Genomic DNA, 11,318 nt, shown 5'->3' with positions numbered 1-11,318 from the left:
AGAGCATTGCTTTGGTGCGCCGTCAAGGGTGGCGGACGTTGCCAAGGAATAAAATATCTGCAATTTTCAAGGTTCTTTTAGAACCTATTTTTTAGGTTCTGTTTTTCATAGGTTACTTTACACTACCAAATACATTTTTAGTACTTCTTATTCTATTCCCCACGGAAATTTATTTAAAGAAATCACCTCTTTTTCCGTAACATGGAGCATACGTTCCAGCCTCACACCTGTTTTCCCAGCTTTGCCGGTATACATCTGCGGTTCGATACACAGTACCATATCTTTTTCAATTACTGCATCATCCACGTAAGTAAATCTCGGTTTTTCATTGACGTTACAGCCAATCTGATGACCCTGATAGCTGCAGAAATTCATTCCCCTTTTGCTGTACTCTTCCTCCATAATGTGATTTACTTCATTAAATTTCACACCTGGACGTATTGCCCTGGCTCCCGCATCAAAAGCAGCTTTAACAGCTGTAAAATATTTTTTCTGCTCTTCATCCGGCCTGTCCCAAAACACCACAGAATTGGAGCAGTCTCCCCAATAGCCGTTGACTCTGGGACTGATATCCATAATAGCTATATCGCCCTTTTCAACTTTTCTGTCCTCTGGTCCCAGGGGATAATCACTCAAACCAGCCGCAGATCCTGTCACTAATTCGCCAACGAACGGAGTAAGGCATCCGGCCGCTTTTGATGCGGCCTTTTGAACTTCAAACCAGATATCAAGTTCTGTGTAATTACCTTCATGTTTAGAAATCTCATAAAGTTTATTCTGGGCAGCATCCGCGACTCTGGCTGCCTCCTGCAGTCCTTTGATGTCCTCTGCTGTCTTTATATACCGGCTGTCAGCCAAAATCTGAGTGGCATTCTCAAATGTGTATCTTGGGAATGTTCTCCCTATAATCTGCAGCATGTGCTGTACCGCAAAATTCGGCTCCACGCCTATAACCGGTCTCTGTTTTCCATTCCCCAATTCCTCTAAGGTCTTTCCGAGCATTTCTTCGTAATTTAAGTCCACATCATTCTCTTCCAGGTATGTAAAAGACCGATAAATATTTGCATCCCTGATACCTGAGCGGATAATTTTAGTTTTATATAAATCAGAAGCCACAAGTTTCATTGTCTGCTTCTCTGCACTCAGCACCGCCGTGATCATGGGCAGTCCGTTTGACACATCACCCATCCAAGCCGGCCAGAAAGGCACATCAAACCCACTGACATATTTCACATTGGCCGGATTTACTAAAACTACCATATCTATCCCACGCCTGATCATATTTTTAAATACTTTTTCTTTTCCCGACATAGCTTTCACCTGCTCGATTATTTGCAATATTGTTCGTATGTTCTGGTGCATAGACTGTCAAGCATGTGTACCTCCTCTTTCCAAGTTTCATACAACAATGTGTAATCCTGATTGCGGCATCTTGTCGTAATCGGAAGATTTTCAACTGCCTGCAGATGATATTTCGCATTTGCAGGGTACAACTGCCGTTCAATCAGAGATGCAGCCATTAAGACCTCCTGTACTTCTTCCGCCTTCTTACTTTCAAAATTTTCTTTCTTTGTCAGCCAGACCCATAATTCCGGGTGGAAATTTGCCATAACTCCGCTGTATCCGGCCGCTCCATCCCTTAAGGACTGCAGTACAGTCGTTGCATTTGCATTGTAAAGTTTTAAGTTTGTCCCCTTAATTGACTCCAGCTTTTCTCGGATCACAGAAGCTGTACAGCAGGTATCTTTCAAAAAATAGAACCTGTTTGTCTTTGAAATTTCTTTCAATACCTTTACTGACAACAACCGTTTATACGGCTGTGGACACTCATAAACACCCAGCTTGATTTCCGGACCGATCAATTTTTCAAGTTTATAATAATTTTCGAGCCATTTTTCATCACTCTCTTTTTTAGATGCCAGCCTGTTTGTCAGCAGAATGACGGCATCAACACCGAGTTCCCATACCTGGTTTATTTCTTCTGCCTGCTCTTTCAATCCATCAGCCGCGATGCCGCTTGCAACAACCGGAACCCTTCCGCCTGTCTGTTCAATAGTAATACTTATAATTCTTTTACACTCCTCAAATGTCAGATTAAAAATCTCGCTGGACTGGCAGGCTGCAAAAAGCCCCGTCACCCCATTTTCAATATACCAATCCACCAGTCTTCTTAATCCCGCTTCATCAATTTCATTGTCTTCCGTAAACGGGGTTAACATTACCGGCCAGACACCTCCGGGAAAAGTATTTTTTGGATATTCCATCTCCATGCCTCCATCTTTCCATTTTTTCTCTTTCACCTAATCGGCCAGGTTAGCTGTTGAAATCATCCTAGCATGTTGCTTATCAAAATACTTTCAATTTAATACACAGTACGATTTCTGAAAGTCTTTATGTTTTTTTAGTTAATACTATTTCAAAGATAATATTCAAAATTGTCCTCAAGACGATTTTATGATTCTTCCGGATGTGTGAAAATAGATACAATACTGTTCCCTCTCTTTTCCGGCATTGGAAAACTGTATTGTTTCCGATAAAACTGAGGTGTACAGCCGGTAAACTTTTTGAACACCGAGCTGAAATAATTACTGGAAGAGAACCCAAGAGAGTATGCCAGCTCTGTAATACTGACTGGCGATTCCAATAATTGTGTCTTTGCAACCTCCAGTTTCTGCAATGTGACATATTCAGCAGGAGTAATTCCGATGCTTTCTTTAAACTTATATTTAAATCTGGAAAGGGAATAGCCTGATATCTCCGCCAAGTCAGAAAGCTGTATATTCCTGTGTATGTTGGCTGTCAGATAATCTATTGCCCTTTTGATCGAATCCTCTACCTGAGAAATCTGAGATTCCTGAATTGGTGTCATAAACTGCAGATTCAAGATAAAACAGGTTAAGAATTGTATCCCGATCATAGTTGACTCAGGTGTTAAATCACTAAAAAAATTGAAAGCACTGCGCAAGGTGGAAATGTGTGTGGCCCCCATATTTAGATGATGATCCTTTAGCTTCACAAGCTGCTGGTAGAGTAAAAAACTATACTCCCTGTTCAGCCCGAGCATGTTGTATGGATCTGAGGTATTAATCTGAAAAGCATAAAATTCACATGGAGCTAAAGGTTCATTTCCATTACTGTGCATTTCAAAAGGAAATGTAAGAAATGCCTGATTGCCCATAGTTGTATATTTCTTAATCTGACCGTCTTTTTCAATCTGGGTGTAACGTGTCCCTTTCAAAAGACAATGAACTTCAATGATATCCGAGTGGTAATGCATTGGTGAAGGCGTAGAAGACGTTGTATAGTTCCAATGAGAAAAATTCCCAAGCCCCGGTACATGATGTTTGTCTTTAGTAATTGTCTTTTTCTGTTTTGACCAGCAAAATTCATCAAAAATCTCATACATATTATCACCTCGTTATTTATCTCCTCCGTTATCTTTTTAAAGTATATTCGTAATTACAGATATATTCAAGTATAGAGATATACCTTATTCTGAATGCATCAAGAAAAGGGTGCTTCGATGATAGACTTCGTTCTTTTGGAAAACTTTAAAGAACTCAAGCGAGAACCGCCAACGATTTATATAGATAGTTCTGAAAAATGCAATTATTTATGTCGTTACACCTCAAGTTAAATCAGCAAAAAAAGCGCTGATAAATGTTAATCCTCTGTTTTAACTCCTCTTCTTTCATAGTCCCTGATCTTTCTTAAAAGATTTCTGTACACCTTGTCTTTCAACAACTCTATTTTGTTATAGTTCACCTGGAACCCGGACAAGAAATTCGGATTTTCCAAAAAGAATTCTTTTTGCTCTTCCAGTGACAAGTTTATAATGTATTCCTCATAAAAGTCCATATCATCCCCCATTATGAATTTCTGGAATTTCTCATGCTGTTCCGATGTCATATGTGTATTCATTAGTTTCTCATGTTCCCTTTCCACTGTATCACCTCATTATATATTTCATTCATTACTCACCCTCAAAGTATATTCACAATTACGAAGATATTCAAGTATATAGATATATCTTATGCTAGTTGTATCAAGAAAGAGGTGATAAAATGATAGATTATTCTCCCTTTTGGAAAACATTAGAGGAATCAAACGAAAACTGGTATACACTGACCTCAAAACATCATTTGTCACACAGTACGCTGCATAGGTTAAAGCATGGAGAGAACATCAGCATGAAAACCGCTAATGATTTATGCAGAATTTTAAACTGCAAAATCCAGGACATCTGCCAGTATGTGCCAAGTGATGAGGATCAGGAACTATAATTCAAGCACCAGCACTCAGGGAAAAGTATACAAAAAAGAACTTATTTTTGCAGATTGAACAGGAAAGTGATGAAAAGGAAAAAATTACTTACGAATTATTTGAAAGAGCAATATAATAGTGCTTGTTGACAAAATAAGGAGGAGTAATAAAAATGCCGCAAAATAAAAGAGAAAGCTTTATCTATACAATCATGATGTGTTTTATAATGGTTTTCTGGATGAGCATGTACAATGTTGCACTGCACATGGGAAGATTTTCCACAGATGTACTGAAGGAAGGATGGCTTGGATTCCCCATCGCCTATATTTTTGCGATGCTGTGTGATTGGTTTCTTGTATCGGGATTTGCAAAGAACGTTGCGTTTCGTTTTCTGGTCAAACCCGGCAGCAGTTCAACAAAGAAAATAATTGCAATATCCTGTTGTATGGTTATTCCGATGGTTATATTGATGTCCCTTTACGGAGCACTGGAGGTAAGTATTACGACAGGAAACCTGGGGGCATTATGGATAATCTGGCTGACCAATATTCCGAAAAATTTCATTATGGCCCTGCCTTTTCAGCTGCTTATCGCAGGTCCGATCATCCGAACCCTTTTTAGGAAAATATTCCCGGAAGGAAAAGTATTGGCGTAATATTGATGAGACAGTACACAAGAGAAGGGGACAGCGCAAATTAATCCGTACTGTCCCCTTCTGCTAAATTTCAATATGAAATCTTGCAATATTCCATTATCTTTTTAAAATGATCCTGCGCTGTCAGGCATGTATCCGTAAGATATCTATGTTTCACTGGAGCTTCACTTCGTTCGGCGTATCCAGCCCTTTTTCAAATATCTCCGCATTATCCAGTGTGATTTCTGCTATCGCCCCCAGCGCCTCTTCTGTGAAGAATCCCTGATGAGAAGTAATCATTACATTCGGAAATGACAAAAGTCTGGCCGTCGTGGAGTGTTCCAGAATATCATTGGAGCGGTCCTCAAAAACATTTGTCGATTCTTCTTCATACACGTCCAGGCCTACACCAAAGAATTTTCTTGCCCGGATTCCCTCAATCAGATCGTCAGTCCTGACCAGAGCTCCTCTGGATGTATTGACAAGAATCACCCCGTCTTTCATCTTTCGGATAGTTTCCATGTTAATCATATGGCGGGTGTCATCTGTCAGCGGGCAGTGAAGAGAAATCAGATCACTGCCCGCCAACAGCTCATCCAGACCCACATATGTCCCAAACGCCTTAACTTCCGGATTTTCATAGACATCGTAGGCGATGACCTTCATACCGAATCCATGACAGATTTTGGCCATGGCAGCTCCAATCTTTCCGGTTCCCACAATTCCCGCAGTCTTTCCATGGAAGTTCACTCCCATCAGGCCATTTAGACTGAAATCATTCTCCCTGACCTTCACATATGCTTTATGAAGCCTGCGGTTGACACCCAGTGCCAGTGCCATAGCATGTTCGGCAACTGCTTCCGGGGAATACCCGGGCACTCGGAGAACCCGGACGCCGTATTTCTGAGCGGTTTCCAAATCTACATTATTGAAACCTGCGCACCGCATCAGAATCAGTTTCACGCCAACTTCGTGGAGCTTTTCCACTGTCTCTGTCCCCACCTCTGAATTTACAAAGGCACACACTGCATCATATCCGGCCGCCAGGGATGCCGTTACCGGTGCCAAGTCTGTCTTCAGATATTTAATCTCAATTCCGGGATAACTTTCCAGAACTTTACTAAACGAATCACTGTCATACTTCTTGGTATCATAAAATAATATTCTCATTTTTCATACCTCCATTCAAGAGATGTGCGAAATTACATATCTGCATAGTTCCTGTCCAGAAGTTCTACGCAACTAACCTTTGAACACTTTTATCTTACATCATCTTTTATCGTACAGCAATATATTTTTTTGTCACCTATCTAACCCGTGCAAGCAGCATACCGCACCACACTCCCAGAAGGCACAACCCTGTACTAAGAACCACATATACTCCTGCCTGACCGTACCTGCCCTGGCCAATCAGATTATACGCCTCAAGGGAAAATGTGGAAAAAGTCGTGAATCCGCCGCAAATCCCCGTTTTCAAAAAAAGTACCAGATTATCGGAAAGATGTTTCTCCGTCGCTGTTCCTGCAATATATCCGATCAGTACCGCCCCGCACACATTTGTGATCAGCGTCAACACGGGAAATGTCCCCCTGTAAGGAATCAAACTGATTGCGTACCGGAGCATGGACCCAAAAGCGCCTCCCAGCGCTACAAAAATAAATCCTGTCATTTTATTCTATTATTCCTTCCCCAGCAATTCATAATAAAAAATGTACTGCTGCATGATTCCTTCGCAGCCTTTATACCGTCTTTTTGGAAATCCTTTAGGATAGTGCCGCTTCAATGCCTGGTTAATATGAGTATCCACAGGAAATGCCGCCGTCTGGTGCAGTGCGAACAGACAGATACAGTCTGCGACCTTCTCTCCGACTCCAAACAATTTCAACAGTTCCTCCTTTGCCTTTTTATAAGGCATCTCCCTGATCTGAGAAAGAGAAATTTCTCCGTTAACGACGCTTCTTGCCGTCCTTACCACATACTTGCTTCTATACCCTAAATTGCACTTCTTGAGTTCGTCCTCTTCCAATCCCGCCAGTGCCTCTGCTTCCGGAAATGCATAATAAACCCTGCCGTCTTCTGTCTGTTTTTTCTCGCCATAGGCTTCACTGATATTCTGTATACATTTTCGGATTCGTACAATATTATTTTGCTGTGAAATCAGAAATGATACTATCATCTCCCACAGGTCCTGATTCAAAATGCGGATTCCACTTCCAAATTCTGCCGCATTCATCAGATAAACATCCCGGGGATTGATACATTTCCTGTATCCATCATATTCTGTATCCAGATCGAAATAATGTTTCCAAAAGTTTTCAAATTCCCACTCTGTGCAATAGAACGTGCATTGCTTTCCAATCTGCTTAAGTTCCAGGTACTTATCCCCTGCTATCACAAAATATGTATTGTTGTCTTTCTTTCCCATACGGAAGCATTGTCCGGAATTGCATATCTGGGAAATATCAAAGTAATGTATTGTTTTCTCAATCATTTATTTCACACCATTTTTAGCGCATATATCGTTCAGACAGCATTTGTCACAAAACGGCCTCGTCCGGGCGGTACACACCTCTCTCCCGTGAAGCACCAGGCGGTGGCAAAAATCATTGCCCTCGGCGGGAGGAATTATCTTCCACAGTGCCATTTCTACTTTCTTCGGATCTTTTATTCCATCCACAAGACCGATTCGGTTCGTCAATCGGATACAGTGTGTATCTGTTACAATAGCAGGTGCTCCGAACACATCTCCCATAATCAGATTTGCACTTTTCCTGCCCACACCCGGAAGTTTGAGAAGAGAATCAAAATCTTTCGGTACATTTCCGCCGTACTGTTCTTTTAATATTTTCATACAGGCACTGATATCTCTTGCCTTCGTTTTTCCAAGGCCGCAGGGCCTCACAATACGCTCAATATCCTCCACATCTGCCGCTGCCAGGGCATCTACATCCGGATATTTTGCATACAAGTCTTCTACTACCACATTCACCCGCGCATCTGTACACTGAGCCGCAAGGCGGACACTGACAAGCAGTTTCCAGGCCTCATCATAATCCAGTGAACAGTCCGCATCGGGATATTCTTTCTTTAAGCGCTCGATTACCTCCAGTGCCAGTTTCTTCTTAGTCATATATACTATCTCCTGTTTTTTATACAAAGCTTAGTTCTAAATAGTCACGCTTATTTGCTGCCATTTTTCTCTTAGAGCCTCGTCAATTGTCAATGCTGTTTTCACAGATATAATTCCCCCTCTGAATCAGAAATTCTGTCTATCAGCTGTTCCAATGCATTGGCAAAATGTATATCATCCTCTTCAGAACGCTTTGACGGTCCTTTCAAATGATTTTTCTTCTTTGCTCTCCTTGCCTTTTTCGCCAGATGTCTCTCCATAAGCATTTGGTCGATATTTCCATCTGTATACCATTTACCGCTTTGGTGAATGCCAAAAGCACCTTTGCCCAATATCATGGCGGCTACTCCGTAATCCTGTGTAATGACAATATCACCTTTTTGGCAAATACTTACCAAAGCAAAATCCACAGCATCGGACCCAGCTCCAATCACCTTCACTTCACTGTAATCCGAATGTAGTACATGATTGGTATCACACAAAAGAACAACTTCTATGCCATGTTTTTTAGCTATGGTTTCTGCTATGTGAACCACAGGGCATGCATCAGCATCAATTAAAATTTTCATGTTACTCACACCCTTCTTCCTTATAAACTTTATACGCCAAATAAGTGTATACAATTTGCACATAATTCCCTGGTTAGCTAACGTGTTAATTGTGCATTTTGTTTAATCCCATTGTGGGCGTACTATTACAATAATATAATCCATAAGGGAAGAAAAGTCTAGTAATGTTTTATATCCATGCTATACTTTATGTTACAGTTCATTTATGCAAAATCAGACTAATGGCTGATCACAGACACCTATACAATAAAATTCCAGTTTAAGAAAGGAACTTTCTACAATGCATCATTTGACTAAAAAAGAAGAAAGAGCTTCTAATCGTGTAATCGCCTATGATGAAACAATTCAAGGCGAAGAAGCACTTAAAGCCAAAGAAAGACTTCAAAGGATGATAGTCTCTCCCTATTTCGGCAGAATAGATTTTCATCCGGCAGATGAATCCGAAGATACAGCCAAAGAAACTATTTATATCGGTATCGGCGCATTTACAGATAAAAAGACCGGTAAAACACTAATCTACGATTGGCGCGCCCCCATTTCCAGTATGTTTTATGATTTTGAAAACGGGAAAGCCTGGTACCATGCTCCTGCCGGACTCATCAGCGGTATAATTTCTCTGAAGCGTCAATATAAAATAAAGGACAGCAATTTAGAATATATGATTGAGAGCGGTCTTAACATTCACGATGAGATACTTCAGCAGGAATTAAGCCATAATTCAAGTGACAAGATGAAAAATATTGTTTCCACCATCCAGAAGGAACAGAACGAAGTTATTCGAGACGAGACATCCAAGGTTCTAATTATTCAAGGGGCAGCCGGTTCCGGAAAAACCTCAATAGCGCTGCACCGGGTAGCCTTTTTGCTCTATCGCTTTCGCAAAAGCTTAAATTCAGATAATATCATGATTCTATCGCCGAATAAGGTTTTTGCCAGTTATATTTCAAATGTACTGCCCGAGTTGGGGGGGGGAAATATAGCAGGGCTATATAAACCTGAAAGACATGCCAGTTAAAAAAAGGCTAAAGAAAATCGCCTCAAATATTATTACTAAGGACAAAAACAAGACCGTCCCATTACTAAATAGAGACTCCGCCAAATTAGTGAGCCAGGAAATAAATACCATGTTCCTGTATCCCGGTGCTGATTTTGAATTATAACATTTAAATGCTATAATGATATCAGAATAACTTTAAGGAGGTGATACAACTTGCACACTACAATGTCTCAGAGCGAAAAATATAAAATGATGACAGAATCACCTATCCCCGGTCTGATTGGCAAGCTGGCTGTTCCAACAATTATCAGTATGCTGATCACTTCCATTTATAATATGGCTGACACCTTTTTTGTCGGAAGAATTGGTACTAGCGCCACTGCGGCTGTGGGACTTTCTTTCCCTATTATGGCTATTATCCAGGCAATGGGATTCTTTTGCGGGCACGGATCCGGGAATTCTATGTCCAGGAGGCTCGGTTCCAAAGACTCCGGTGGAGCAGAACAACTGGCGGCTACCGGTTACTTCTCGGCACTGTTTCTTGGTTTTGCGCTGATGGTCCTGGGACTTGTCTTTCTGAAACCACTTTGTCTCCTATTAGGTTCCACAAGCACAACTCTCCCTTACACGGAAAAGTATCTGGGCGTCATCCTTCCCGGTGCACCATACATGACTGCACAGCTGGTACTTAATAACCAAATACGATTTCAGGGAAATGCCTTCTACTCTATGATTGGAATCACAACAGGCGGTATTTTAAATATTGTACTGGATCCACTCTTTATTTTTGTGTTCCGCATGGGAATTTCAGGTGCGGCCTTTGCCACAATTCTCAGTCAGTTTGTCAGCTTTTGTATGCTGCTGGCAGGAATTAAGTTTTCCAATTGTATTCCCATCCGTTTTCGCAACATCCGGTTCAACAAAAGCCGCCTGAAGGAAATTGTAGGCGGCGGACTTCCTTCCCTATTTCGTCAGGGGCTGGCAAGCGTCGCTGTCATGACACTCAACATTGCCGCAAATCCCTATGGGGATGCAGCAATCGCCGCAATGTCCATAGTCAGCAGAATTACAATGTTTGCAAGTTCTGCCCTGATTGGGTTTGGACAGGGATTCCAGCCGGTATGCGGATTCAACTACGGCGCAAAAAAATATGACCGGGTAAAAGAAGCTTTCTGGTTTTGTGTAAAAATTTCTACTGTTGTCCTGTTCCTGCTCGCCATTTTCGGTACACTGGTGTCCGGTCATCTCATAGGTGTGTTCAGAGATGATCTCAATGTCATACAAATCGGAACTACTGCCCTTAGGCTTCAGTGTCTGACCTTTACACTAAATGGGTGGATTATCATGAATAACATGATGATGCAGACGATGGGAAAAACCCTGTATGCCTCTATATTGGCTTCCGCCAGGCAGGGACTTTTCTTTATCCCTGCACTGCTCATTCTTCCGAAGCCTTTCGGGCTTCTCGGAATTCAGATGGCCCAGGCAGTGGCAGATGCCTGTACTGTGATTATAACAACAGTGCTCAATCGGCTTGTAATGAGGCAGCTATTTTTATCACAATTAGATACAACGCTGAAAGGCAACAATAAATAAAACTTGAGTTTCCGCAAAATGTAATTTCAAAAGAGATAACTTCTTCTAAAGTACCAATCTGTCCTATTTTTGAAAAAAATGAAAAGACAGTATTGTGAATAGAGGTACTGAAATAAGCCCCGCCGGAAC

General features: G+C 41.3%; 13 protein-coding genes. 4 read left to right on the top strand and 9 right to left on the bottom strand.

Features of this window, described 5'->3' with window-relative positions; genetic code table 11:
* Positions 1–147: 147 nt before the first annotated feature.
* The 4 genes from BN3456_RS01055 to BN3456_RS01040 all read right to left on the bottom strand — a co-directional run bounded on the left by BN3456_RS01055 (position 148) and on the right by BN3456_RS01040 (position 3,945).
* A complete protein-coding gene (locus BN3456_RS01055; protein WP_176699067.1) occupies positions 148–1,311 on the bottom strand; it encodes a M24 family metallopeptidase in 1,164 nt (387 codons plus the stop codon).
* Positions 1,312–1,328: 17 nt separating this feature from the next.
* Positions 1,329–2,264 (bottom strand): dihydrodipicolinate synthase family protein, encoded by a 936-nt coding sequence (locus tag BN3456_RS01050; RefSeq protein WP_089982142.1) that lies wholly within the window; start codon positions 2,262–2,264, stop codon positions 1,329–1,331.
* A gap of 188 nt (positions 2,265–2,452) precedes the next feature.
* Complete coding sequence (locus BN3456_RS01045; RefSeq protein WP_089982139.1) at positions 2,453–3,406, bottom strand: helix-turn-helix domain-containing protein; 954 nt, start codon at positions 3,404–3,406, stop codon at positions 2,453–2,455.
* A 257-nt stretch (positions 3,407–3,663) separates the two neighbouring features.
* Positions 3,664–3,945, bottom strand: a complete 282-nt coding sequence (locus BN3456_RS01040) for a hypothetical protein (RefSeq protein ID WP_089982136.1) — start codon at positions 3,943–3,945, stop codon at positions 3,664–3,666.
* A 119-nt stretch (positions 3,946–4,064) separates the two neighbouring features.
* On the opposite strand from BN3456_RS01040, the gene BN3456_RS01035 reads away from it, so the two are divergent.
* Positions 4,065–4,283, top strand: coding sequence for a helix-turn-helix domain-containing protein (locus tag BN3456_RS01035; RefSeq protein ID WP_089982134.1), 219 nt, complete (start codon positions 4,065–4,067; stop codon positions 4,281–4,283).
* 152 nt (positions 4,284–4,435) lie between these two features.
* Positions 4,436–4,918 (top strand): DUF2798 domain-containing protein, encoded by a 483-nt coding sequence (locus tag BN3456_RS01030; RefSeq protein WP_089982132.1) that lies wholly within the window; start codon positions 4,436–4,438, stop codon positions 4,916–4,918.
* A gap of 153 nt (positions 4,919–5,071) precedes the next feature.
* Here BN3456_RS01030 and BN3456_RS01025 read toward each other — a convergent pair whose 3' ends face one another.
* The 5 genes from BN3456_RS01025 to BN3456_RS01005 all read right to left on the bottom strand — a co-directional run bounded on the left by BN3456_RS01025 (position 5,072) and on the right by BN3456_RS01005 (position 8,596).
* Positions 5,072–6,067: a 2-hydroxyacid dehydrogenase gene (locus tag BN3456_RS01025; protein WP_089982130.1), complete on the bottom strand. Its 996-nt coding sequence runs from the start codon at positions 6,065–6,067 to the stop codon at positions 5,072–5,074.
* A gap of 136 nt (positions 6,068–6,203) precedes the next feature.
* On the bottom strand, positions 6,204–6,566 hold the full coding sequence (gene crcB, locus BN3456_RS01020; protein ID WP_089982128.1) for a fluoride efflux transporter CrcB: 363 nt from the start codon (positions 6,564–6,566) through the stop codon (positions 6,204–6,206).
* A gap of 9 nt (positions 6,567–6,575) precedes the next feature.
* Positions 6,576–7,388 carry a DNA-3-methyladenine glycosylase family protein gene (locus tag BN3456_RS01015; protein WP_089982127.1) on the bottom strand — a complete coding sequence of 271 codons (813 nt, stop codon included), beginning with the start codon at positions 7,386–7,388 and terminating at the stop codon, positions 6,576–6,578.
* Positions 7,389–8,027, bottom strand: coding sequence for an endonuclease III domain-containing protein (gene nth, locus BN3456_RS01010; protein ID WP_089982125.1), 639 nt, complete (start codon positions 8,025–8,027; stop codon positions 7,389–7,391).
* A 101-nt stretch (positions 8,028–8,128) separates the two neighbouring features.
* Complete coding sequence (locus tag BN3456_RS01005) at positions 8,129–8,596, bottom strand: YaiI/YqxD family protein (RefSeq protein ID WP_089982123.1); 468 nt, start codon at positions 8,594–8,596, stop codon at positions 8,129–8,131.
* A gap of 280 nt (positions 8,597–8,876) precedes the next feature.
* Between BN3456_RS01005 and BN3456_RS01000 the strand changes: the two genes are divergently transcribed.
* Positions 8,877–9,611, top strand: a complete 735-nt coding sequence (locus BN3456_RS01000; protein WP_089982122.1) for a hypothetical protein — start codon at positions 8,877–8,879, stop codon at positions 9,609–9,611.
* 195 nt (positions 9,612–9,806) lie between these two features.
* Complete coding sequence (locus tag BN3456_RS00995) at positions 9,807–11,189, top strand: MATE family efflux transporter (protein WP_347457633.1); 1,383 nt, start codon at positions 9,807–9,809, stop codon at positions 11,187–11,189.
* Positions 11,190–11,318 lie beyond the last annotated feature (129 nt).

Origin of the sequence: Clostridium sp. C105KSO13 (assembly GCF_001517425.1) — a bacterium.
Lineage (GTDB): Bacteria > Bacillota > Clostridia > Lachnospirales > Lachnospiraceae > Muricomes.
The sequence above is the reverse complement of the archived record's forward strand: the minus strand, read 5'-3'. Positions and strand labels throughout refer to the sequence as shown.